The sequence below is a fragment of the Solwaraspora sp. WMMA2056 genome (assembly GCF_030345095.1).
Lineage (GTDB): Bacteria > Actinomycetota > Actinomycetes > Mycobacteriales > Micromonosporaceae > Micromonospora_E.
In genome coordinates, this window is the sequence record NZ_CP128360.1 from 6664005 (window position 1) to 6687356 (window position 23352).

At 72.2% G+C, this 23352-nt stretch carries 22 protein-coding genes; 11 read left to right on the top strand and 11 right to left on the bottom strand.

All coding sequences use genetic code 11. The annotated features are described in order from the left end of the window. The first annotated feature begins 307 nt into the window (after positions 1-307). Positions 308-1141: a GntR family transcriptional regulator gene (locus O7608_RS30230; RefSeq protein ID WP_289207785.1), complete on the top strand. Its 834-nt coding sequence runs from the start codon at positions 308-310 to the stop codon at positions 1139-1141. A gap of 37 nt (positions 1142-1178) precedes the next feature. On the opposite strand, the gene O7608_RS30235 is transcribed toward O7608_RS30230, so the two are convergent. From O7608_RS30235 to O7608_RS30245, 3 genes are all read right to left on the bottom strand, one after another. Next, positions 1179-1616, bottom strand: coding sequence for a DUF5615 family PIN-like protein (locus O7608_RS30235; RefSeq protein ID WP_289207786.1), 438 nt, complete (start codon positions 1614-1616; stop codon positions 1179-1181). Continuing rightward, positions 1616-2251, bottom strand: coding sequence for a DUF433 domain-containing protein (locus O7608_RS30240; RefSeq protein ID WP_289207787.1), 636 nt, complete (start codon positions 2249-2251; stop codon positions 1616-1618). The genes O7608_RS30235 and O7608_RS30240 overlap by 1 nt, the downstream gene beginning before the upstream one ends. 534 nt (positions 2252-2785) lie before the next feature. Beyond that, complete coding sequence (locus O7608_RS30245; protein WP_289207788.1) at positions 2786-4204, bottom strand: NAD(P)H-quinone dehydrogenase; 1419 nt, start codon at positions 4202-4204, stop codon at positions 2786-2788. A gap of 133 nt (positions 4205-4337) precedes the next feature. Between O7608_RS30245 and O7608_RS30250 the strand changes: the two genes are divergently transcribed. Next, complete coding sequence (locus tag O7608_RS30250) at positions 4338-4793, top strand: gamma-glutamylcyclotransferase (protein ID WP_282225613.1); 456 nt, start codon at positions 4338-4340, stop codon at positions 4791-4793. Between the two features lie 73 nt (positions 4794-4866). Here the strand turns inward: O7608_RS30250 and O7608_RS30255 are convergent, their stop codons facing one another. After that, positions 4867-5607: an SCO6745 family protein gene (locus tag O7608_RS30255; protein WP_289211100.1), complete on the bottom strand. Its 741-nt coding sequence runs from the start codon at positions 5605-5607 to the stop codon at positions 4867-4869. Between the two features lie 106 nt (positions 5608-5713). Next, entirely contained in the window at positions 5714-6631 is a 918-nt protein-coding gene (locus tag O7608_RS30260) for a hypothetical protein (protein ID WP_289207789.1), read from the bottom strand. A 146-nt stretch (positions 6632-6777) separates the two neighbouring features. Between O7608_RS30260 and O7608_RS30265 the strand changes: the two genes are divergently transcribed. Beyond that, positions 6778-7899: a DUF4349 domain-containing protein gene (locus O7608_RS30265; protein ID WP_289207790.1), complete on the top strand. Its 1122-nt coding sequence runs from the start codon at positions 6778-6780 to the stop codon at positions 7897-7899. 37 nt (positions 7900-7936) lie between these two features. Here the strand turns inward: O7608_RS30265 and O7608_RS30270 are convergent, their stop codons facing one another. Continuing rightward, on the bottom strand, positions 7937-9199 hold the full coding sequence (locus O7608_RS30270) for an amidohydrolase (RefSeq protein ID WP_289207791.1): 1263 nt from the start codon (positions 9197-9199) through the stop codon (positions 7937-7939). A gap of 474 nt (positions 9200-9673) precedes the next feature. Between O7608_RS30270 and O7608_RS30275 the strand changes: the two genes are divergently transcribed. Genes O7608_RS30275 through O7608_RS30290 form a run of 4 tightly spaced genes read left to right on the top strand, consistent with a single transcriptional unit; the run spans position 9674 to position 16095 of the window. Beyond that, the gene (locus tag O7608_RS30275; protein WP_289207792.1) at positions 9674-11779 is read left to right on the top strand and encodes a protein kinase domain-containing protein; all 2106 of its coding nucleotides are present in this window, start codon (positions 9674-9676) and stop codon (positions 11777-11779) included. Between the two features lie 4 nt (positions 11780-11783). Beyond that, complete coding sequence (locus O7608_RS30280; protein WP_289207793.1) at positions 11784-13538, top strand: phospho-sugar mutase; 1755 nt, start codon at positions 11784-11786, stop codon at positions 13536-13538. A 58-nt stretch (positions 13539-13596) separates the two neighbouring features. Then, on the top strand, positions 13597-15576 hold the full coding sequence (locus O7608_RS30285; protein ID WP_289207794.1) for a stealth family protein: 1980 nt from the start codon (positions 13597-13599) through the stop codon (positions 15574-15576). A gap of 27 nt (positions 15577-15603) precedes the next feature. After that, the gene (locus O7608_RS30290) at positions 15604-16095 is read left to right on the top strand and encodes an NUDIX hydrolase (RefSeq protein WP_289207795.1); all 492 of its coding nucleotides are present in this window, start codon (positions 15604-15606) and stop codon (positions 16093-16095) included. A gap of 20 nt (positions 16096-16115) precedes the next feature. Here O7608_RS30290 and upp read toward each other — a convergent pair whose 3' ends face one another. Beyond that, complete coding sequence (upp, locus tag O7608_RS30295) at positions 16116-16748, bottom strand: uracil phosphoribosyltransferase (protein WP_282225603.1); 633 nt, start codon at positions 16746-16748, stop codon at positions 16116-16118. Beyond that, entirely contained in the window at positions 16729-18030 is a 1302-nt protein-coding gene (locus tag O7608_RS30300; protein ID WP_289207796.1) for a glycosyltransferase, read from the bottom strand. Before O7608_RS30300 ends, upp begins: the two co-directional genes overlap by 20 nt. A 125-nt stretch (positions 18031-18155) precedes the next feature. Between O7608_RS30300 and deoC the strand changes: the two genes are divergently transcribed. From deoC to O7608_RS30315, 3 genes are read left to right on the top strand one after another with little or no spacing between them, the layout of a single operon-like run. Beyond that, on the top strand, positions 18156-19121 hold the full coding sequence (gene deoC, locus O7608_RS30305) for a deoxyribose-phosphate aldolase (protein ID WP_289207797.1): 966 nt from the start codon (positions 18156-18158) through the stop codon (positions 19119-19121). Between the two features lie 5 nt (positions 19122-19126). Then, a complete protein-coding gene (locus O7608_RS30310) occupies positions 19127-20557 on the top strand; it encodes an aldehyde dehydrogenase family protein (protein ID WP_289211101.1) in 1431 nt (476 codons plus the stop codon). After that, positions 20550-21392: an aldehyde dehydrogenase family protein gene (locus O7608_RS30315; RefSeq protein ID WP_289207798.1), complete on the top strand. Its 843-nt coding sequence runs from the start codon at positions 20550-20552 to the stop codon at positions 21390-21392. Before O7608_RS30310 ends, O7608_RS30315 begins: the two co-directional genes overlap by 8 nt. A 28-nt stretch (positions 21393-21420) precedes the next feature. Here O7608_RS30315 and O7608_RS30320 read toward each other — a convergent pair whose 3' ends face one another. Beyond that, on the bottom strand, positions 21421-21612 hold the full coding sequence (locus tag O7608_RS30320) for a hypothetical protein (RefSeq protein ID WP_289207799.1): 192 nt from the start codon (positions 21610-21612) through the stop codon (positions 21421-21423). On the opposite strand from O7608_RS30320, the gene O7608_RS30325 reads away from it, so the two are divergent. After that, entirely contained in the window at positions 21611-21862 is a 252-nt protein-coding gene (locus O7608_RS30325; protein WP_289207800.1) for a rhodanese-like domain-containing protein, read from the top strand. The genes O7608_RS30320 and O7608_RS30325 overlap by 2 nt on opposite strands. A 90-nt stretch (positions 21863-21952) precedes the next feature. On the opposite strand, the gene O7608_RS30330 is transcribed toward O7608_RS30325, so the two are convergent. Both O7608_RS30330 and O7608_RS30335 read right to left on the bottom strand, forming a co-directional pair. Next, a complete protein-coding gene (locus O7608_RS30330; RefSeq protein WP_289207801.1) occupies positions 21953-22561 on the bottom strand; it encodes a dihydrofolate reductase family protein in 609 nt (202 codons plus the stop codon). 32 nt (positions 22562-22593) lie between these two features. Continuing rightward, positions 22594-23352 carry an SRPBCC family protein gene (locus O7608_RS30335; RefSeq protein WP_289207802.1) on the bottom strand — a complete coding sequence of 253 codons (759 nt, stop codon included), beginning with the start codon at positions 23350-23352 and terminating at the stop codon, positions 22594-22596.

Sequence of the window (23352 nt, forward strand, 5' to 3'; positions counted from 1 at the left end):
GGCCCGGTCGGTACGGGTCGCCGGCCGGCCGGTGCCGGGCCGGGCGGGCTGGTCGGCGTACCGGCGGCGGCCCGGCACTGGCCGAACGACGTCGACCGTGCCGGGTCGCAGGAACCACTTCCCGATCATCTGCGCGCTCCTCGAGTCGAAGGAGGCGGCGGCCCGGCGGGCACGGGGGTTCCGCGCCGGACCGCCGCCGATCTACGGCCCGGCCCTGCGGATCCGCGCGCTGGAACCGAAACAGGACCGGGCCATGACGGGCTGTTCGAGCCCATCGCGCTTTGCGTACGCAAAGCATGGACCGAGTGTGATCCTGTCCACGCCTAGACTTGGCGGCATGGCGGGCTACCGGGAGATCGCCGATGCGCTGCGGTCGGCGATCGAGCAGGGCGAGCTCGCGCCTGGCGCGAAAGTGCCCACCGAACACGAGCTCGCCGAGACCTACCGGGTGAGTCGTGAGACAGTCCGACGAGCGTTGGCCGATCTCCGAGCCGCCGGGGTGATCGAGTCGGCGCGAGCCGCCGGGACCCGCGTGGCGGCCGCACCGGTGCGGCTCGCACTGACCCGGTACGCGGCAGTGGCCGATCCGGACCGCGCCCGGTCAAGCCTCGGCCCGTGGGAGACAGCGTGCGCCGATCAGGGCGTGACCGGCACCGTCGAAACCGTGTCGGTGGAGCACCTGCCCGCGCCCGCGCACATAGCCGCTCACCTCGACCTGCCGCCTGGCACAACGGTGGTACGTCGGCAACGTCATCATCTTGCCGACGGTCATGTGGCCCAACTGCAGGAGGCTTGGCTACCTGCAGCACTGGTCGCCGGCACCCCGCTGGCGGGCCGGGGCAAGGTGGTCGGCGGCGTCTACGCCGCGCTGACTGCAGCCGGCGTCCACCTGGGCACCGCATCGGAGGAACTGTCGGCACGGCCGGTCACCGCCACGGAGCGGGAAACGCTGAACATGGCGACGGTCGGCTGGGTACTCGAGGTCTGGCGAACGACCCGGGACATCAACGGCCGACCGGTGGAGTCGCTGCACGTGGTGTCGGACGCGCGCCGGGTGCGGTACGTCTACGACGACCTGCCCCTCCGATCGGCGCGTGCCGATGATCGACCCGGATCAGGCGGGGACGCCGGCAGCGACTGATTCCAGTGGTGCCGGAGGGTCAGCGCCCCTGGCAAGCTCAGCGCGGCCAGTAGCGTGGGGGGTCCCGGCGTGGATCGATGATCTCGTAGCGCTTCCTGGTCGGATCGATGCCCGTGATGTGGACGAGCCGTTGCCCGTCCGCGTTGCTCAGGACGTCGATCACGCCCGGCATGGCGGCCACGAGGCTTCCGACGGCCACGGCGAGTCCATGGAGGCCAGCGTGTCGTTGTTTGTAGGAGATCCGGTGGAGGCCTGACCTTTTGACCTCGCGGCACTCGTCAGGGTCGGCCATCTGGGCGGCGTCGTTGGTGACGATCGCGTCGTACCCTGCTTTACGCGCGTCGCGGTAGACCATGTCGTCGGGCTTACCGGACCACTTGATCAGATGAACATGGTCGACGTCGTGACCTCGCAGGACGTGCTTGAGCACGTCGACGACCTGACGAGGGACATCTTCGTCAAGAAGTATTTGCATTATGCCGATTTCCGCCTGGAGGTCCGTTCTACGTAGTCGGCGAACGAGACGGCATCGCGGGCTGCGGCTGCGGTCACGCCAGGATAGAAGTCCTTGACCTCCTGGGGCGGTACGCCGTCCCGAACAAGGCCTGCAACCAGCTCATAGCCGACGCGGGTTCCAGCGATGACCGGATGGCCGCCGCGAACTGTCGGCTTCACGGAGATCATCTGGCGAGGTCGGGTCAAGTTGGGGACCTCCATGTCTCCGAGCGGGAAGGACTGGAGCACGTCGCCGAGCTTGATGACAGTCAGCTGCTGGCCAGGTTTCTCGACCAGGTCGATCGCCCCTTCGCCGTCCTCTTGAACGAGCGCGACACTTCGTCGACCCTGCTCGACAAGCTTGTATCGGGAGAGGTGATCGACCTCAACGATCTCGCGGAGATTGTTCAGTGCCCGCCGGATGGTCTGCAGCGGCCGCTTCTCTCTCAGCAGGACGAATGCGCGCAGGGCGATGATGTCGCGAAACGAATACAGGATGGGCCGCTCGGCCGAGATCTCGGGGACCAGTATCTGGTCCTGCCCTCGACGCCAATAGGACAGCTGCCCGACGGTGGCACCGGACAGCGCAGAAGCCATGCGCGGTTCGTACGCCATGGCCATCAGACTGTCACACCGCCCTGGGCACGTGCGTACCCAGACACTCGTATTCGTATTTTTTGTCGGATATATTCGGTTTCACGCACCCTTGATCTTCTGGATCCAGGCACGGCCTCTGCGGCTTCAGCGCTCCCGTCCACCTCCCTGGGCTGAACTCTGGCTCAGGTCGGCCTCCCGGTGAGTGGACAGGGACAAATTCCTGAAACACCGGGCGGCGCCCGGCGCAGCGGACTGGCCGGTCCGCCAGCCTCGGGCAAGATCGATGTGAGCGCCTTGGTCGTCATCCGGCGAGTTTGACGACCAAGGCGCTCACATTGATCTTGGGCCAAGGGTGCGCGCGTCGGTCGAGGGCCCAGGCGAGGGCTCAGACGAGGGCTCAGACGAGGGCGGGCTGCCGGCACGGGACCTGCCGGCAGCCCGGGCACCGTCCGCGACCACCGGGAACGGGGAGATCCGGGGGTAGCGGCCACCGCCGCGTCAACCGTACGCGGTGGTGGCGGCCTCCTGCCGCCCCGAAAAGTTTCCAGTTAATTACTCTTCGTCATGCCACATCAGCTGACGTGCGGCTTCAGCGATTGATCCGGACAACGAAGGATAAATTGTGATTGTGTGCGCCAACTGACTGACCGTCATGTGGTTCTCGACCGCGACGGTGATCGGCATGATCAACTCGCTGGCCTTCGGCGCCACCACCACCCCGCCGATGATCTGCCCGCTCGCCGGGCGGCAGAACAGCTTGACGAACCCGTCGCGCAGGTCGGCCATCTTGGCCCGGGCGTTGCCGGCCAGCGGCAGCATCACCTGCCGGGCCTGCACCCGTCCGTCGTCGACCTCGTCCTGAGAGACGCCGACGGTGGCCAGCTCCGGATCGGTGAAGACGTTCGCCGCGACTGTACGCAGCCGCAGCGGCACCACCGCCTCGCCGAGCGCGTGCCACATCGCGATCCGCCCCTGCATCGCGGCGACGCTGGCCAGCGGCAGCACCCCGGTGCAGTCGCCGGCGGCGTAGATGCCCGGCACGTTGGTCCGCGACACCCGGTCGACCGGCACGTGGCCGCTGGGCGCGACGGAGACGCCGTACTCGGCGAGCCCCAGATCGGCGGTGTTGGGCACCGAACCGACGGCGATCAGGGCGTGCGAGCCGGTCACCGTACGGCCGTCGGCGAGCCGGACCTCGACGCCGTCACCCGCGCCGCCGTCGCCGGTCCGGGTGACCGCCTCGGCCCGCGAGTTGTTCAGGATCGTCATGCCGCGCGCCCGGAACACCTGCTCGATCGCCATCGCGGCGTCGGCGTCCTCGTGCGGCATCACCCGGTCCCGGCTCGACACCAGGGTGACCGGCACCCCCATCGCCAGGTAGGCGCTGGCGAACTCGGCACCAGTCACGCCGGAGCCGACCACGATCAGGTGCTCGGGCAGCTCCGGCAGGTCGTAGACCTGACGCCAGGTCAGGATCCGTTCGCCGTCGGGCACCGCAGTCGGCAACTGCCGGGGCGTCGCGCCGGTGGCGACCAGTACGGTCGACGCCTCGATTGCGTACTCTGCGTCACCGTCATGCGGGCGGACCAGCACCCGGTGAGTGTGACCGAGCGTGTCCTCGCCAAGTCGGGCGGTACCGGCGACGAACGTCACACCGGCTTTCACGAGTTTGCTGTGCACGTCGGCCGACTGGGCGAGCGCGAGTCGCTTGACCCGGGCGTGCACCGCGGCGGCGTCGACGGTCACGGCGTCGAGCCCTTCGGAGTCGATCCCGAACTCCTCGGTGTCCCGGTAGCCGGTCACCACTTCTGAGCTGGCGATGAAGGTCTTGGACGGGACGCAGTCGGACAGTACGCAGGCCCCGCCGGCGCCGTCGGCCTCGACGACCGTGACCTCGGCGTGCAGTTGGGCCGCGACCAGGGCCGCCTCGTAGCCGGCCGGGCCACCACCGATTATCACTATCCGCTTCAAAACGACTTTCTCCCCAAGTTGGACTTTAGCGGGACGTTCCACCCGCCCGGAACCGTCTCCCGACGGCGCGCCCGACACGCGACACGCTCACTCGTATTCTCCCCCACCCCCTCGCCGGGCTATCGTCATCGCCGTGCGTCATTACGCCGCGTACGGCTCAAACCTCGACCCCGCACGAATGCGTGCTTACTGTCCGCATTCGCCCATGGTGGGTACCGGCTGGCTGGAAGGCTGGCGGCTCACCTTCGCCGGCGAGGGGGTGATCGGCTGGGAGGGGGCGGTCACCACCATCGTGGAGTCGCCCGGCGACCGGGTCTTCGTCGCACTCTACGACGTCCACCCCTGGGACGCCGCGCAGCTCGACGAGGTCGAGGGGGCGCTGTCGGGCACCTACCGGCGGCTGACCGTGCGGGCGGTCACCCTCGACGGCGAGATCACCGCCTGGGTGTACGTCTTCGACGGGTACGAGGGCGGGCTGCCCACCGCCTGGTACCTGTCCGAGATCGCCAACGCGGCGGAGAAGGCCGGTGCCCCGGACGACTACGTGGCGGCGCTGCGCGACCGGCCCACCCGTACCGCCACCGCCTGACCCGTCACTCACCGCGTACCGCTGGCCGCTGAGCGCTGGCTGCTGAGCCGCCACGGCCACCGGCGCGTCCGGCTCAGCGTCGGCGTACGTGTGCCGCCGCGCCGGCGAGCAGCGCGACCAGCTCCCGACGGAGCCCCTGGCCGAGCACCGTGAACGCCTGCCCGGCCAACCGGTTCGTCACCTGGTCGGCCCAGAGCCGGCGACGGACCAGCGGCCCGGTCGGCGGCCACGGCGGGGTCCAGCCGGCGGCCACCGCCCCGCTGGTGCCCTCCGGGCCGGCGAGCACCGCCTCCAACGGCGTCAACCCCGCCACCCGTACGGCGATAAGGTGGGCTCCGGCCCGGTGCTCACCGAGCAGCCGCACCGCGACGGCGGCCCGGGCCCCAGGCGTGGTGTCCGGCAGCGGCATCGCCCGCCAGGCGGCGAACAGTGGCATCCCGGTGGCGTCGGCCGCCCGCACCACCGGCTCGGCCAACTCGACCAGCCGCTCCACGACGGCGAGGCCGCCGAGCTGCTCGGCCCCCCACCGGCAGCACTCGGCCAGGCTCACCGAGGCCGCCTCGACCGGGGTGGTGACCGCGCAGGCGGCCTCCCAGCCGTCGGTGACCGCCTCGGGGGCGATGACGCCGATCGCGGCGGTCACGGTCGCGGCGGAGACCGGCCCGAGCACCCCGGCCCGCCCGGCCACGTGGAACGCCCACCCGCCGAGCCCCAGCTGACGGGAGCGGCGCAGGGTCTGCGGACATTCGCTGTACGCCGCCGTCAGCTCGTGCAGGCTGCGCCGACACGCGCCGGCGGCCTGGTCGGGATTCACCGCGTCGCCGCCCTTCGCCGCGCCGGCCGAGGTCGGCGGTCCCAGCTGCCGGTCCCGGCAACAGTACTGACCGATGTCGACCCTGTCAGCCACCGCAGTGGACAGCTCAACCGTGCTCCGGCAGATCCTCCAACGCGGCGGTCACGTCGCCGACGTACCGTCGGGCGGCGCTGACCGCTCGCTCCGCAGTCTTGCGGGCCACCTTACGCCGAGCAAGCTCCTGTTCGGCATCGGCCCGGCGACGTTCCCATTCGGCCAGTTGGCGGTGTGCCTCGGCGACTGCCTCGGCCGCCTCGTGCTCGGCGGCGGCGGCACGGGCCAGATCGGACTGAGCGGTGCGCTGCCCGGCGGTGGCCTGGTCGAGCTCGGCGGTGAGCCGACGCCGCCGGTCGGCCGACTCCCGCGCGGCCCGGTCGGCAGCGGCCCGGTCCCGCTCCGCCCGGTCGGCGTCGGGCTCGTCGGCGTCGGCCCGGTCGGCGTCGGGCTCGTCGGCCACGATGTCGTCCGGACCGACCAGGCGCAGCCGGGGGCGGGGCACCTCACCGAACCCGGCGTAGTCCACCGCCCGGATCAACCGCCCGGAACGCACCTGAGCCGCGATCTGCTCGTCGGACAGGGCCGCCGACAGGGTGGCCTCGACCTCGGCGAGGGGCAGCTTGCCGGCGGCGGCCGCCGGGTCGGCGTCGGCGGCGAGCGCCCGGGCCTGCGCGACAAGTGACTCGATCACCGCCCGTCGGCGCGTCGACAGCTCCCGCAGCGCCGGCCCGCGCAGTTGCCGTTGCGCCGACCGCAGCTGCCCGGACAGCTCCACCAGCCCGTCGATCAGGTCCGGGCGACGCAGCGCGAGCAGGTTGACCAACCAGGCGGCGACCGTCGGCTTGCGTAGCTGCCCGATCGCACGGGCGGCGGCCGGGTCGCTGCCCCGGGCTGCGGCGACCGCCTCGGTCCGGGCTGCCACGAACCGCCCGGGCGGCAGGGTGTAGAGCCGCCTGGCCACCTCGGCCGGTGCGGCGCCACCGCTCACGTCCCGCTGGTGGTCAGTCGCACCGTGACCTCCCGACAACCGAATCGTGACCTGCCGCTTCGCAGTGTGCCGGAACCCGCCGACGGTCGTGGCGCGTCTCAGCGACACCGGGTGACACATCTGTGACGAGCCCAAGGAGACACCCCTTGACAACGAAGAACAAGCGTATTCACCGGCGGGTCGGGCACCGGGGCGGCGTCGCCGTCGGCGTGGCCCTGCTCGCCGGATTGCTGGTGCTGGCCGGTTGCTCGGCGTCGGAGGACTCGGCGGGCAGTACGGCGGACATGCCGCAGCGGGAGGTGGTCGGAGCGGCGGCTCCGGGCCCGGACGGCCGGCCGGAGGGCGGCGCGGCCGACGACGGCGCCGACGGTGGCGGCAGCGCACCGGAGGAGGCAGCGGCGGGTGCGGGCGACCGCGGCGGCAACGCCGGCCCGGACGCCGCCAGCCCGGTCGACCTGCGGGTCGGCGAGCGGTCGATCATCTACTCGGGGTCGATCACCGTCGAGGTGACCGATGTCGCCGGCAAGGCCAGCGAGGCGGCGACGATCGCGTCGTCGGTGGGCGGCTTCGTCGGCCGCGACCAGCGGTCCGAGTACGACGATCAGGGCCGCGCCACGTTGGAGCTACGGGTGCCGGCGGCCGAGTTCGACCGGGTGGTCGACCGGCTGTCCCGCCTCGGTGAGGAGCTCAGCCGCGAGTTGAGCGTGCAGGACGTCACCGAGGAGGTGATCGACCTGGACGCCCGGATCACCACCCAGGAGGCCCGGGTCCGCAGCGGACGGGCCCTGCTCGCCCAGGCCGAGACCCTCGCAGACCTGGTGATGCTGGAGGGCGAACTCGCCAAGCGGGAGGCCGATCTGGCGTCGCTGCAGGCGAGGAAGCGTGGGCTGGCGGACCTGGTGACGTTGTCCCGGATCACCGTCGAGCTGGTGGGGCCGGGCACGCCGCCGACGGCGCAGGAGCCGCAGACCGGGTTCCTGGCCGGGCTGGCCGCAGGCTGGGGAGCGTTCACCGCCTCGGTACGGATCCTGGTGACCGTGTTCGGGGCGTTGCTGCCCTGGCTGGTGGCGCTCGGCGTACCGGTGCTGGGGTTGCTCTGGGTGCTGCGGACCCGGCGCCGCCGGGCCGGGTCGGCGCAGACCGGACCGGCGCTGCCCGCAGCGGCGGGCACGACCGGGTCAGCCGCCCCGGCGACGACCGCGACCACGTCGGCGGCACCGCCGGCACCGCGTCCGGCGGCGGAGGAGTCGACCCCGACGTCGGGGTGACGACCCGCCGCTCGGGAGTGACGACCCGGTGACCGGGTCAGTCGGCCGCGGCCGACGACTGCAGGACGGTGTGCACGAGCAGGCGGACGCCGACGGCGATCGCCCGCTCGTCCACGTCGAACGACGCCCGGTGCAGGTCGCTGCCGGGTTCGGTCCGCCCGACCCCGAGCCGGGCGAGTGCGCCGGGCACGTACTCCAGGTACCAGGAGAAGTCCTCGCCACCCATGCTCTGCGGGGTGTCCGCGACGGCCGCCGGGCCGAGCGCGGCGGTGGTGGCCGCAGTGAGTACGTCGATCGCCCGGGCGTCGTTGACCACCGGTGGCCGCCCGCGCAGGTACTCGACGTCGACGGTCGCCCCGGTCGGCGCGACCACCTCGCGGATGATCTGGGTGACGATGTCCGGGGCCGCGTCCCAGGTGGGGCGGTCCAGCACCCGCAGGGTGCCGGCGGCGCTGGCCTCGTTCGGGATGACGTTGTACTGGGTGCCGGCGGAGGCCTGCCCGAAGACCAGCAGCAGGCCGGAGTTGGCCGGGACCCGGCGGTTGACCAGCGCCGGCACCTCGGTGACGAGGCGGCCGAGCGCGTTGACCAGGTCGACGGTCAGGTGCGGGCGGGCGGTGTGTCCGCCGGGTCCGGTGAGCCGGACGCTGATGTTGTCGGCCGCGGCGGTGATCGGCCCGACCCGCAGGCCGACCTTGCCGACCGGCAGGTTGGGGTCGCAGTGCAGGGCGAAGATCTGCTCGACGTCGGCCAGGCCGCCGGCGGCGATGACCTCCAGCGAGCCGCAGGGCAGGATCTCCTCCGCCGGCTGGAAGATCAGGCGGACCCGCTGGCGCAGTACGCCGCGCTCGGCCAGTTGGGCCAGCAGCAGCGCCGTGCCGAGCAGGACGGTGGTGTGCACGTCGTGGCCGCAGGCGTGGCAGGCGTCGGCCACGGTCGACCGGTACGGCACGTCCTTGACGTCGGTCAGCGGCAGCGCGTCGATGTCGGCGCGCAGCGCGGTCACCGGGCTGCCGGCGGGGCCGGCGTCGATGTCGCAGATGACACCGTTGCCCTTGGGCAGCAGCCGGGGGGTGAGGCCCATCGTGGCGAGCTGGTGGGAGATGAAAGCGGCGGTCTCGAATTCGTGACCGGACAGCTCAGGGTGGGCGTGCAGGTGCCGCCGGGTGGCGATCAGCTCCGGTCCGCGTACATCGAGCAACTGGTCCAGTCCGGCCGGCAGGGGGTGGGCACCTGGCAGTGGATCGGGCCAGGACGACGCCATCTCGCTGCCGGTGGGCAACGTCAACGCACTCGTCACGTCAGATTCTCGATCACTGTGGATGGGATGGGACTCCGACAGCCTAGACCGGGGACGGTAACGCTGCGCAACATCATTCGGGTAGTGACCGCATCGCGTATTGTCATGGAATGCCTGGTAGAGGCGTTCGGACCGCTGCGGTCCGCCCCGATTGTCACCATCGTGGGCAGCCATGGGTCCCACACCTCCTACACCGAGTAACGACCTACGCAGCGTTGCGGATGTCGGTTCGACCGAAAACTGACAGATATCTGACTCTTGCAGCGACGTCCGCCACAGGGCCTCCGACACCTGTAACGGCGCAGTGAGGAGTTCGGCACCGAGCGTCCGATCCGGTGTACATTGAGCTATCGCACAACGACACAGAGTGGACTTCTCACCAACCTCGGCGCGTGGCTTTCGTTCCGTCGAGGTACCCAGCAAGATAGAGGGGTTGGTTCCCCAGCCCCTCAACTTCTCTCGGCGGCTTTTCCTGTGACTCAGATTCCGACGTGGAGTGGCGGACCAGTCAGCTCTACCAGCACACGGGCGGCGCCCGGCACCACCATCGGTGGCCGGTACTCGTTGCGTGCCGCGGTCGGGCACGGTGGCATGGGCACCGTCTGGCGCGCCTCCGACACCCTGCTCCGACGTGACGTGGCGGTCAAGGAGGTCGTCCTCCCCCCAGGGCTGGCCCCCAGCGACCGCGACGCGATGTACGAACGCACCCTGCGGGAGGCCCGCGCGGCCGCCGCGCTGCAGCACCCGGCCGTCGTCCAGGTCTACGACGTCGTCACCGAAGGTGGCCGGCCGTGGATCGTGATGGAGCTGCTGGACGCCCGCAGCCTCGCCGACATGGTGATCGAGGACGGCCCGGTCGCCCAGCGCGCCGTCGCCAAGATCGGCATCGCGCTGCTCGGCGCCCTGGAGGTGGCCCACGCCATCGGGGTGCTGCACCGTGACGTCAAGCCCGCCAACGTGCTGATCTGCACCGACGGCCGCTGCGTCCTCACCGACTTCGGTGTCGCCCGGATGCCGACCGAGGTGCAGCTGACCACCCCTGGCATGGTGCTCGGCTCGCCGCACTTCATCTCCCCCGAACGCGCCATGGGTCAGGACTTCGGGCCACCGAGTGACCTGTTCTCCCTCGGCGTCACGCTCTACACCGCCGTCGAAGGGCGGCCCCCGTTCGACAAGGGCGACCCGATCGAGACCATGCACGCAGTGGTCGAGGACCCACCGGCACCGCCGGTGCGCTCCGGCCCGCTGACCGAGGTGCTGCTCGGCCTGCTGGAGAAGGACCCGGCCCGGCGTTTCGACGTACCGACCGCCCGCAGCATCCTGCGCGAACTGCTCGCCGGCCCGCTGGCCAGCAAGGCCCCGGCCAACCTGGTCACCGACCCGTACGCGGTCGTCCAGCCGCAACAGCCGCCGGCCTGGCGTCAGCAGGCGCCGGCCGCGCCCGCACCGGCCCAGGCGCAGCCCACCGGCAAGATCGGTGGACGGGCCATGATCGGCCCCGACGAGTCGCTCACCGACCGCCTCGCCGAGCTGCGCAGGGCCGGTCGGCAGATGCCCAGCGCCGCCCAGTGGTCCGCCGCCGGGCTGGACAACGCCAACCCGACCTCGCCGGCCGCCGGCCCGGTCAGCCCGGCCGCGCCGCACAGCCCCACGGTGCCGCACGGCCCGACCGCCCGGCACTCGGCCGCCCCGACGGCGCACCACCCGACTGCCGGTGCGGTCGACCCGGCCGCCGACCGGACCGCGCCGATCGGCCAGATCACCCCGGCGGGCCGGGCCAGCAGCGCGCCTGCGGTGCTCAGCCCGACCGGGGCGATGCCGGCACCCACCTGGAGCGAAGGGCCGCCTGGCGGGCAGTCGGGCTGGTCGTCGCCGCGCGCCGACCGGGCCGCCGGTAGCGGCGCCACCGCCGGCGCCGTGCTCGACAAGGCGATCGCCGGGGTACGCCAGACCAGTGCCCGCGCGGTCACCACGGTCAAGGGCTGGGACCGCAAGGTGCAGATCGGTGCCGCCGCCGGCGCGACCCTGCTGATCCTGCTGCTGTCCGTGACGCTGTTCAACACCGGCCAGCAGGAGCCCCAGCAGCCGACCCTCACCTCTCCACAGATCACCGAGGAGCCGCCGCCGGCGATCCCGACGAAGACCGTCAACGAGCGTGGGGTCTCCGTCGCCGTACCGGAGAGCTGGGAGAAGGCCAGCGGCGGGCTCTACACCGACTTCGCCGACCCGGACGACCCCGGCCGCAAGGTGCGGATCGTGGTCGAGCCGTTCGGCTCCTCGGCCCAGCGGTGGGCCGAGGTCGCCGAGAACGGTCTCAAGAAACCGGACAGCCAGTCCTGTGCCCGCCCGTACGCTCAGCTCGACATGACCACCGAGGTCGAGTTGGCCGGTCGGGAGGCCGCCCAGTTCGAGTACACCTGCGGCGACGGCGACAACAAGCGGCACGGCGTCTGGCGGGCCGTGGTGGCGGGCGGCAAGGCGTACTCGTTCTTCCTGACCACTCCGGACGCCCGGTTCGAAGAGAGCAAGCCGATCTTCGACGAGATGGTCCGGACCTTCCAGCTCACCGAGGCCGGCTGAACGGATGGCAGCGGACGTGCCGGCACCGGCCGGTGACCTCGACGGCCTGCGTACCCGGGTGCTGACCTGGCTCGACGACGAGCCGGACCCGGCCGCCCGCGCCGAGCTGCAGACGCTGCTGGCGGCGCTGCCGGGCAGCGCCGCCGAGCTGGCCGACCGGTTCGCCGGGCCGCTCACGTTCGGCACCGCCGGGCTGCGCGGGCCGCTGCGGGCCGGCCCCAACGGGATGAACCTGCAGGTCGTGACGAGGGCGGCGGCCGGGCTGGTGGGCTGGCTCGCCGCGCACGACGCGACCGGGCCGCTGGTGGTCGGCTACGACGCCCGGTACGGGTCACGCGCCTTCGCGGTCCGGACCGCCGAGGTGGCCACCGGGGCCGGGCGGGACGCCTACCTGCTGCCCGGTCCGTTACCGACACCGGTGCTCGCGTACGCCGTTCGGGCGCTCGACGCCGCCGCCGGCGTGATGGTCACCGCCAGCCACAACCCGCCGCAGGACAACGGCTACAAGGTCTACCTCGGCGCGGGGCTCGGCGGTGCCACCGGAGCCGGCGCGCAGATCGTGCCGCCGGCGGACCGGCAGATCGAGGCGGCGATCCGGGCCGTCGGCCGGCTCGCCGACGTGCCGCTCGGCGGCCCCGGCAAGACCCTCGACGACGAGATCGTCACCGGGTACCTGCGGGCCGCCGCGCAGGTGGTCCAACCGACAGCGGCGACGGCCGCGTTGACGGTGGCGTACACGCCGCTGCACGGGGTCGGCGCGGCGGTGCTGCGCGACGCGTTCACCACGGCCGGCTTCGCCGCCCCGCAGGTCGTCGCCGAGCAGGCTGAGCCGGACCCGGACTTCCCGACCGTGGCGTTTCCCAACCCCGAGGAGCCGGGCGCGATGGACCGGGTCATCGCGCTGGCCCGGGCCACCGGTGCCGACCTGGCCATCGCCAACGACCCGGACGCCGACCGGTGCGCCGTCGCCGTGCCGGTACGGTCCGGTGCCGGCGCGGCTGCCGGCACCGGTGCCAGTGGGGATGGTGCCGACGCCGTGGCCGAGTGGCGGATGCTGCGCGGCGACGAACTCGGGGTCCTGCTCGCCGACCACCTGATGCGCCAGGGCCGGCACGGCCGGTACGCCACCACGATCGTGTCGTCGTCGCTGCTGCGGGCGATCTGCGCGGCGCGCGGCGAGCCGTACGCCGAGACCCTCACCGGGTTCAAGTGGATCGTCCGCGCCGGTCTCGACTCCGCCGACGACGCCGACGTGCCGTTGGTCTTCGGGTACGAGGAGGCGCTCGGCTACTGCGTCGCGCCCGACCACGTCCGCGACAAGGACGGCATCACCGCCGCGCTGACCGTTGCCGAGCTCGCCGCCGGACTCAAGGCGACCGGGCGGGACCTGGGCGACCGGCTCGACGAGCTGGCCGCCGAGTTCGGCGTACACCGGACCGATCAGCTGGCGGTGCGGGTCGAGGCGCTCAGCGAGATCACCGACGCCATGGCGTACCTGCGGGCCCACCTGCCGGCGACGCTGCTCGACGAGCCGGTCGCCTCGGTGACCGACCTGCTGCCCGACGCGGACGTGGTGATCCTGCGCAGCGCCGGCGCCCGGGTCGTGGTGCGACCGTCCGGTACGGAGCCGAAGCTCAAGGCGTACCTGGAAGTGGTGCAGCCGGTGCGGGACGGAGACATCGCCGCGGCCCGCGATCGGGCCGGTACGGCGTTGCGGCGGCTCCGTGACGAGACGGCGGTCGCCCTCAACATCAGCTGATGTCCGGATATCACCCGTTAGGCGATACCAGTACCTGTAGCGGGTCGTTTATCTGGGTATGCTGGCTCGCCGCTGCTTCGCTCACCTGACCGCCGCGACGCACCGGCGGTCCACGTTCTCCTTCGACCGACAGGTCCGGCTGCTCCGGCTGGCCACCCGCCCCGGCCAGGTCGCCCGCCACTGGTTCGCCGTACGGCTGCGTCCGGCGGCCACCGACACCGACGGCCAGCCGCGCCGCTGGACCATCCTGGACGGCCGGCCCGCCCTCGCCGTCGTGGACACCGCCGTCACCCCGCTCAACGCCCACCGGCGCAACCTGCACCTGGTCACCGACGCGCTGGCCCGGGCCGGCGTGTCCTACTTCGTCATCCCGGACAGCGACGGGCTGCGCAGTCGGGTCGGCGTACCGCAGCGCGAGCGGGGTGCCGCACTGCGCGCCCTGGCCGGCACCGGCGCGTTGACCGCGTCCGTCCCCGGTGGCCGGCCCCGGCCACTGCCGGCACGGGCCGGCCGCCAGCTGCGTCGGGCCCCGGTGGTCCAGGTCTTCCAGCCGGTGGCCAGCCCCGACGGCCGGCTCGCGTACGGCGGCCAGGCAGCCTGCGAGATCGAGTTCTGGGCCGTCGACGGCGACCAGCTGCGGGCCCCGCGCGGCAACGGCTTCACCACCGCCATGCCGACCGGCTCCGCCCCGGTACGCCTGACCGAAGCGGAGGTCACCGCGTTCGCGCCGGACGACGAGATCGGCCGGCACCTGTCCCGCGCCCCGTTCACCCGACGCCCCGCCGACTGGCCGGACTTCCCGGTCGACCTGGTCTGCTGCTGGACCGACCCGGGTGATCCCCGCTGGCGCACCCGCCAGCAGCGGGTCATGTCCCGGCTGCCCGGCGTGCTGCCCGGCGCCCGCCGCGCCGACCGGCACCGCCGGGCCGCGACCGGCAACCTGACCAGCGGGTCCGTCGGCTGGGACGACAGTCACGGGCTGCGGCACCTGCTGCGGTCGGTGCACCTGTACGCCCCCTGGATCCGCCGGATCTTCCTGGTCACCGCGTACCAGCTCCCCGGCTGGCTGGACCTGGACGATCCCCGGTTGACCGTCGTGGACCACCGTGACCTGCTCGGCGGGCACGCCGTACTGCCCACGTTCAACCCGTGCGTCGTCGAGTCGGCGCTGCACGAGATCGACGGCCTGGCGGAACGGTTCCTCTACCTGCCCGACAACGTGTTCCTCGGCCGCCCCGTCAGCCGTACGACGTTCTTCGAAGCCAACGGCGTGCCCCGGGTCCCGACCGGTACGGCGACCGGGCCGGACGCCACCGTCCGGGGGATCGTCGCCGACCACTTCGACCGGCTGGTCACCACCACGGTGCCGGCCGGGGTGCCGCTGCCGCTGCGCCGCTCCACCCTGGCCGAGATCTGCACCAGCGCGCCGGACCTGGTGGAGCGGATCCGTGGCCACCAGGTGCAGCGTGGCGACGACGTGTCGCTGGTCCGGTCGCTGCACCACCACTGGTCGTTCCTGCGCGGCACCGCCGTGCCGGGCCAGTGGCGGCACACCGTCATCGACCCGGCCGTCCGGGGTGCAGTCGCGCACCTGCACCACCTGCTCGACCAGCGAGACGTGGACACCTTCAGGCTGGTCGGCTCCGCCGACGGGGCGTTGGGCGCCGACTTCCTGGACCACTACTTCCCGACGGCCTCGCCGTTCGAGGTCAGCGCCGAGGTGGCCGCCGCCCGCGCCCCGTTCACCGCCACCGAACTGGCCCAGCGGCTGTTGCGGCCGCAGGTGGGTCGGTTCCCGGCCGGCCCGCAGCTGCGCCTGACCCCGGCCCTGCCGGCACCGGGCCAGGCGGCACCGGGCCTGCCGGCGGCATCGGTCGCACCCCACCAGCCGACCAGCCGTACGGCGGAGCAGCTACCGTGGACGGACCGGCCTGCTCCAGCCGACGCCGACCCGCAGCCCGCCGCCGACGCGGACCGGCGACTCGACGCCCACGTGCACGCCGACGCGGACGCCCTGGTCGGACGTCGCTGCGGCTGAGGTGTCGGCGACCCCTATGGTGTCCGGGTGCAGGCCATCATCGCGACCCTCGGGTACGTCCTGTCCGCCGACCGCCGCCAGGTGCTGATGCTGCGCCGCGACGCCCGCCCCGACGACATCCACTACGGCTACTACAACGGGCTCGGCGGCAAGCTGGAGCCGGGCGAGGACGTCGTCACCGGCATCCACCGGGAGGTGCGGGAGGAGTCCGGCCTCGTCTGTGAGCAGGTCGAACTGGCCGGCACCATCTCCTGGCCCGGCTTCGGCCGCAACGGGGAGAACTGGTTCGGTTTCCTGTTCCGGATCCCGGCCTGGTCCGGTCATCCGAAAACCGCCTGCCCGGAGGGCACGCTGGTCTGGACCGACCTGGCCGACGTCCTCGCCGGCCAGGTCCCGATGTGGCCCAGCGACCGGCACTTCCTGCCGCTGGTCTTCGCCGCGCGGCCGACGGTGTTCCACGGCGTCATGCCGTTCGCCAACCACGAGGCGACCAGCTGGAGCTGGACGACCGCGAGCTGAACCGACCTGGAAAGTCCGCCTCAGAAGCGCGGCATCCCGCCGAACTGCCGGTCACCGGCGTCACCGAGCCCCGGCACGATGAACATCTTGTCGTTGAGCCGCTCGTCGATCGACGCGGTGACCAGCCGCAACGGCAGGCCGGAGCGGTCCAGCCGGTCGATGCCGGCCGGCGCGGCGAGCACGCACAGCACGGTGATCTCGGTGGCCCCCCGGTCGACCAGCAGTCGGCAGCAGTGCTCCAACGAACCGCCGGTGGCCAGCATCGGGTCGAGCACCAGCACCGGGATGCCGGCCAGGTCGGCCGGCAGCGACTCCAGGTAGGCCCGGGGCTCGTAGGTCTCCTCGTCCCGGGCCAGGCCGACGAAGCCCATCGACGACTCCGGCAGCAGCGCCAACGCCGAGTCGGCCATGCCCAGGCCGGCACGCAGCACCGGCACCAGCAGCGGCGGGTTGGCCAGCCGGGTCCCGTCGGTCGGTGCCACCGGCGTGGTCACCGGGTAGGACTCCACCGGGAACGAGCGGGCCGCCTCGTACACCAGCATCGTGGTGAGTTCGTGCAGCGCGGCGCGGAACGCCGCCGAATCGGTCCGGACATCGCGCATCGCGGTCAGCCGGGACTGGGCAAGGGGATGGTCAACGACGAGTACGTCCACGGTCGTTGAACCTACTCGTCAACCCGGCGGCGGACGCATACACCTCACGGATGGCGTCGGCGTACCGGGCCGGGGTGTGTTCGGCGCAGCGGCAGGCCGCCGCGACGGCCTGCCGACGGGCCGTTTCCGGGTCGAGCAGCAGCCGCAGCACGCCGCCGGCGAGCGCACCGGGTTCGGCGTCGGTGCGCAGGGCGGAGCCGGCCAGCGCACCGTGCGCGTGCAGCGCCCGGTCGACCAGCACCACCGGTACGCCGGCCAGCCCGGCCTCCTGCAGGACGAGTGCCTGGGTGTCGGTCTGCGACGCAAACGCGAACACCTCGGCAGCGCCGTACGCGGCGGCCACCACCTCCGGTGCCTGCTGCCCGGTCAGCACGATCCGGGCGGCCACCCGGGGCGGCAGCGCCCGCAGCAGCCCGGCCAGCCAGCGGGGCTCGTACAGCGCGCCGACCAGCACCAGCCGGGCCGTCGGGCAACCGGCCAGGATCCGCTCGAACGCGGCGATCAGCAGGTCGATGCCCTTCTCCCGGTTGATCCGCCCGACGTAGAGGACCACCCGGTCGCTGGGGGCGATGCCGTGGCCGTACCGGAAGGCGTTGATCTCGCGGGCGGTGGTCCGCCGGGGGGCGACCCCGGTGGGTACCAGGTGCACCCGGTCGGCCGGCACCGGCAGGTGGATGCGGTCCAGCACTGCCCGGGTCGGCACGACGACCGCGTCGGCCCCGCCGAGCAGCAGCGTGTTGGTGGCGTCCATGGCGGCCCGACGGCGGGCGACCGCGCCGCTGGCCATCGGGCGGTGGTCCCGGGTGTGCCCGGCGGGTGCCGCCGCCGGGCGCGGTACGCCGAGCCGGCGGGCGTAGAGCCGGACGCCGGCGCTGAGCGCCCGCGCCGGCACCCGGTACGCGTCGGCGTAGGCGTGCAGGTCGGTGTGGTACGTCTGGACCAGCGGCAGACCGAGCCGGCGGGCGGTGAGGACGCCGAGCAGCCCGACCGGGCCCGGGGTGTGTACGTGCACGACGTCCGGGCCGACGGCGGCGATCTCGGCGATGGTGCCGGTGGCGGCGGCACCGCGCAGCAGCCACGGGGACAGGCGCAGGTCGGCGACGCCGCAGGGCAGCGCCCGCAGCCGCAGCACGTCCGGCTCGGCCGGCTGGTCGGGGTGCCGGGGCACCACGATCAGCCCGGGGTGGCCCGCGTCGGTCAGCGCCGCCGCCAGGGTCCGCAACGAGGTGACCACCCCGTCGCGGCGGGGCAGGTACGTGTCGGTGAAGTGCACTGCTCGCACGTCAGGGACGGTGGGCCACCGTGTTCAACATGATGTAACGGTAGGCCAACGGGGCCCTTAAGTCTGCTCGTCCGATCAGCCGACGACCAAGATCGTCAACTTGTCGACGACGTAGACTCGCGGACATGACAGCGGTGACCACACCTGCACCGACCGGCCACGACCTGGTTGATGTGGGGCGCAGCGCGGCGACCCTGCGCGCGTTCCTGCACGGCCTGCCCGGCGTCGACCAGATCGGGGCACAGCAGCGGGCCGCGATGCTCGGCACCCGGTCGGTCAAGACCACCGCCAAGGCGCGGGCGATCGACCTGGCGATCCGGATGGTCGACCTGACCACCCTCGAAGGCGCCGACACCCCGGGCAAGGTCCGGGCGCTGTGCGCCAAGGCCCGCCGCCCCGACCCGACCGACCCGGGCTGCCCGTCGGTCGCCGCGGTCTGTGTCTACCCGTCGATGGTGCCGACCGCCGCCGCCGCGCTCGCCGGCTCCGGCATCCACCTGGCCAGCGTGGCCACCGCGTTTCCGTCGGGGCAGGCGCCGCTGGCGGTCAAGCTGGCCGACACCGCCGCCGCCGTCGAGGCCGGTGCCGACGAGATCGACATGGTGATCAACCGGGGGGCGTTCCTGGCCGGCCGCTACCACGAGGTGTACGCCGAGATCGTCGCGGTCAAGCAGGCCTGCGGCGACGCCCACCTCAAGGTCATCCTGGAGACCGGGGAGCTGGCCACCTACGACAACGTACGCCGCGCCTCCTGGCTGGCGATGCTGGCCGGCGGCGACTTCATCAAGACCTCCACCGGCAAGGTGCCGGTCGCCGCGACCCTGCCGGTCACGTTGATCATGCTGGAGGCGGTCCGGGACTTCCACACCGTCACCGGCCGGCGCATCGGGGTCAAGCCGGCCGGCGGGATCCGGACCACCAAGGACGCGATCAGGTACCTGGTCATGGTCAACGAGACCGTCGGCGCGGACTGGCTCACCCCGGACCTGTTCCGGTTCGGCGCCTCCACCCTGCTCAACGACCTGCTGATGCAGCGTTCGAAGCTCACCACCGGGGTCTACTCCGGTCCCAACTACGTCACCCTGGACTGATGAGCGTGTTCGACTACGCACCCGCACCCGAGTCCCGCTCGATCGTCACCCTGCGCGACTCGTACGGCCTGTTCATCGACGGTGAGTTCGTCGACCCGGTCGACGGTGGCGCGTTCAAGAGCGTCAACCCGGCCACCGAGGAGGTCCTGACCGAGGTCGCCGAGGCCGGCACCGGCGACGTGGACCGGGCGGTGGCCGCCGCGCGGGCCGCGTACCAGCGGGTCTGGGGTCCGATGCCCGGCCGCGACCGGGCCAAGTACCTGTTCCGGATCGCCCGCATCCTCGCCGAACGCGGCCGCGAACTGGCCGTACTCGAGTCACTGGACAACGGCAAACCGATCCGCGAGTCCCGCGACGTCGACGTGCCGTTGGCGTCGGCGCACTTCTTCTACTACGCCGGCTGGGCCGACAAGCTGCCGTACGCCGGTTTCGGCCCGGACCCGCGCCCGCTCGGCGTCGCCGGGCAGGTCATCCCGTGGAACTTCCCGCTGCTGATGCTGGCCTGGAAGATCGCCCCGGCGCTGGCGGCCGGCAACACGGTGGTGCTCAAACCGGCCGAGACGACCCCGCTGACCGCGCTGCTGTTCGCCGAGATCTGCCAGCAGGCCGATCTGCCGCCCGGCGTCGTCAACATCGTCACCGGGGCCGGTGCCACCGGGCAGGCCGTGGTCGGCCACGCCGACGTCGACAAGGTCGCCTTCACCGGCTCCACCGACGTCGGCCGGCAGATCGCCCGCGCGGTCGCCGGCAGCCGTAAGAAGCTGACCCTGGAGCTGGGCGGCAAGGCCGCCAACATCGTCTTCGACGACGCGCCGATCGACCAGGCCGTCGAAGGCATCGTCGACGGCATCTTCTTCAACCAGGGCCACGTCTGCTGCGCCGGATCGCGGCTGCTGGTCCAGGAGTCGATCGCCGAGCCGCTGCTGGAGTCGTTGAAGCGGCGGATGGCCCGGCTGCGCGTCGGTGACCCGCTGGACAAGAACACCGACGTCGGGGCGATCAACTCGGCTGCCCAGCTGGACCGGATCCGTACCCTGGCCGCCGCCGGCAGCAACGAGGGCGCGCAGGCCTGGTCGCCGCCGTGCGAGCTGCCCGAGCAGGGCTTCTGGTTCGCACCGACCCTGTTCACCGGGGTCAGCCAGGCGCACCGGATCGCCCGCGAGGAGATCTTCGGCCCGGTGCTGTCCGTGCTGACCTTCCGCACCCCGGACGAGGCCATCGCCAAGGCCAACAACACGCCGTACGGGTTGTCGGCCGGGATCTGGTCGGAGAAGGGTTCCCGGGTGCTGTGGGCCGCCGACCGGCTGCGCGCCGGGGTGGTGTGGGCGAACACGTTCAACAAGTTCGACCCGACGTCGCCGTTCGGCGGCTACCAGGAGTCGGGCTACGGCCGTGAGGGCGGCCGGCACGGGCTGGAGGCGTACCTCGATGTCTGACAGTGGCGGCGTCGCCACCCGGGTGGCCGTACGCAAGACGTACAAGCTGTTCATCGGCGGGAAGTTCCCGCGCAGCGAGTCGGGACGGACGTACCAGGTGCAGGACTCCAACGTGGCGCTCGCCTCCCGCAAGGACGCCCGGGACGCCGTCGTCGCCGCCCGCGCGGCGGTCAAGGGCTGGTCGGGTGCGACCGCGTACAACCGGGGTCAGATCCTCTACCGGGTCGCCGAGATGCTGGAGGGCCGCCGCGAGCAGTTCGTCGCGCTCGGCGAGCCGGCCGACGAGGTCGACGAGGCGATCGACCGCTGGGTCTGGTACGCCGGCTGGTCCGACAAACTTCCCCAGGTGTACGGCGGCGCGAACCCGGTCGCCGGGCCGTACTTCAACCTGTCGGCGCCGGAGCCGACCGGGGTGGTCGGCGTCGTCGCGCCGGCCGAACCGTCGCTGCTCGGCCTGGTCAGCGTCGTCGCTGCGGTGATCGTCAGCGGCAACACCGCAGTGGTGCTGGCCTCGCCGACCCGGCCGTTGGCGGCGGTTACCCTGGCCGAGGTGCTGGCCACCAGCGACCTGCCCGGCGGGGTGGTCAACATCCTGACCGGCGCGGTCGCCGAGACCGCCCCGTGGCTGGCCGGGCACCTGGACGTCGACGCGCTGGACCTGACCGGCGTGGCGGATCCGGAGTTGGCCGTCGAGTTGGAGCAGGCCGCCGCCGGCAACCTCAAGCGGTTGCTACGCCCGGCGGCCGGTCCGGTCGACTGGCTGGCCGATCCGGGTACCCGACGGATGACCACGTTCCTGGAGACCAAGACCGTCTGGCATCCGAAGGGCAGCTGACCATCCGTCCGTCGGTCAGCCCGTCGGGTCAGGCCGGCTCGGGAATCGGTCCGGGGCCGTCCGGGTCGTCGTAGATCGGCGTCTCCGGGATCGGCTCCGGCTCGACCGGAGCCGGGGGCAGTGTGTCCGGGGTGTCCGGGGACAGCTCCCCCGGGTCGTCCGGCACCGGCGCGTCAGGGTCTATCGGCGGGTACGTCTCAGGTGCCGCTGGCTGCATCATGTCGGCACTTTTCCCGATTCCGACCGGCGGTAATCCTTCGGGTGGTGACCTGATCAACTCGCTGTCGCCGGACGACCACCACGCCACCGCCACCCGCAGCTACCCGCGCCCCGGCCGCATCCCGGGTAGCGTGAACGTCTTCGTCGCCACCCTGCTCGACCCGGCCGACGGCACCTTCAAGCCGGTGCCGCAGCTGCGGGAGCTCTTCGCCGACGTCCAGACCCGGCCGGGACGCATGGTCAGTCGTTGAGTGCGGGCGACGCCGGGATCGGATGCGCGCCATCGGACGGTGCTGCGGCGTGTCGCGTCGATGGAGCGCAGTGGATCAAGAGACCACGGGTCAGTCCAAGGCGAAGGAGCCGGTCTCGATCTCGCCAGCCGGCTGGTAGGTGCACATCAGCACGCCGGTGCTGGATACCGAACTGCCGACCAGCCGCAACGCCGCCGGTGCGGTGCCGTCGCCGAACAGCCGCTTGCCGGCACCGACGACGACCGGGAAGGTCCAGATCCGGAACTCGTCGACCAGGCCGTGCCGGATCAGGGTCTGCAGCAGGTCGGCGCTGCCGTGCACCTGCAACTCGGGGCCGTCGGTGCGTTTGAGCGCGCCGACACCCTCGGCCACGTCGCCGTCGATCAGCGTCGAGTTGCGCCACCGCAGGGCAGGCCGGCCACGGGAGGCAACGTATTTGGTGGCGTCGTTGAGCGGCTTGGCGTCCTCTTCCGGGGCACTCGGCCAGTGGGCGGCGAAGATGTCGTACGTGCGGCGGCCGAGGACCAGGTCGAACGGCGTACCCATGGTTTCGCCCATGGTCTGGCCCATCAGCTCGTCCCAGTAGTTCACCGACCAGCCGCCGTGACGGAATCCGCCGTCGTCGTCTTCGCCGGGGCCACCGGGTGCCTGCATCACCCCGTCGAGGGTGAGGAACGTGTTGACGATGAGTCTGCGCATCGGATGACGACCTTTCGGATGGCTGGTGGCGGTCACGAGGTCGGCAGCTGGTCCAGCCATCGCTGCCAGGACTGCTCGGTGTGGACGGGTTCGGCGTCGGGGTCGAAGACGTGGTGGCTGAGGAACAGCGCGTTGCCGCGCTCGCGTCCGGAGTGGACGAAGCGGTAGAGCCCACCGGCGGTGCGTACGCCGAGGAACATCGACGGCGTACTCAGGTCGACGACGCCGTCGATCGGTGCCGTGCCGGGTACGGCGAGGCGCACCGGCGCACCTTCGGTGAGCGGGTGGGTCACGCCCAGCGAGGCGGCGACCGCCGGCCACACCCGGTCCGCGTCGCCGGCACCGGGCCGCAGCACGGTCACCGGGATCGCCGTGCGGCCCGGAAAATACCGCAGGTACGCGGCGAGGGTGCCCAGGTAGAGGTCCCAGCCGACCGTCATCGCCTCGTACTCGGTCTCCCAGTTGTCGCCGAGTACGCCGCTCTGCACCATCCGCAGCACAGTGCTGCCCTGGTCGCGGCCTTCGATGAGGTATTCGGTGGCCATGAACGAGCCGTCGTCGGCGGTAGCGGTACGGTCGGCGAACCGCTTGCCTGGTTCCCAGCCGACGATGGTGGCCTCGTCGGTGTGCCCGGCGATGGTGAGACGCGCCGTGCCGCCCTCCCGGGGCTCGATCTCGCTGCGGCCCATGAACCAGGAGTCGAGTCCGGGGCCGGTGGCGATGGCGTCCCACACCTGCTCCGGCGTTGCCGGCAGCTCGATTTCCTTGCGTAGCTCGAATTCGTGTCCCAT

Bases quoted from the DNA above. Each gene is read 5' to 3' on its own strand.
- O7608_RS30235 (WP_289207786.1), bottom strand. From the start codon at position 1,616: ATGCAAATACTTCTTGACGAAGATGTCCCTCGTCAGGTCGTCGACGTG.
- O7608_RS30240 (WP_289207787.1), bottom strand. From the start codon at position 2,251: ATGGCGTACGAACCGCGCATGGCTTCTGCGCTGTCCGGTGCCACCGTC.
- O7608_RS30280 (WP_289207793.1), top strand. From the start codon at position 11,784: ATGGCAGCGGACGTGCCGGCACCGGCCGGTGACCTCGACGGCCTGCGT.
- O7608_RS30285 (WP_289207794.1), top strand. From the start codon at position 13,597: ATGCTGGCTCGCCGCTGCTTCGCTCACCTGACCGCCGCGACGCACCGG.
- deoC (WP_289207797.1), top strand. From the start codon at position 18,156: ATGACAGCGGTGACCACACCTGCACCGACCGGCCACGACCTGGTTGAT.
- O7608_RS30315 (WP_289207798.1), top strand. From the start codon at position 20,550: ATGTCTGACAGTGGCGGCGTCGCCACCCGGGTGGCCGTACGCAAGACG.
- O7608_RS30325 (WP_289207800.1), top strand. From the start codon at position 21,611: ATGTCGGCACTTTTCCCGATTCCGACCGGCGGTAATCCTTCGGGTGGT.
- O7608_RS30320 (WP_289207799.1), bottom strand. From the start codon at position 21,612: ATGATGCAGCCAGCGGCACCTGAGACGTACCCGCCGATAGACCCTGAC.
- O7608_RS30330 (WP_289207801.1), bottom strand. From the start codon at position 22,561: ATGCGCAGACTCATCGTCAACACGTTCCTCACCCTCGACGGGGTGATG.
- O7608_RS30335 (WP_289207802.1), bottom strand. From the start codon at position 23,352: ATGGGACACGAATTCGAGCTACGCAAGGAAATCGAGCTGCCGGCAACG.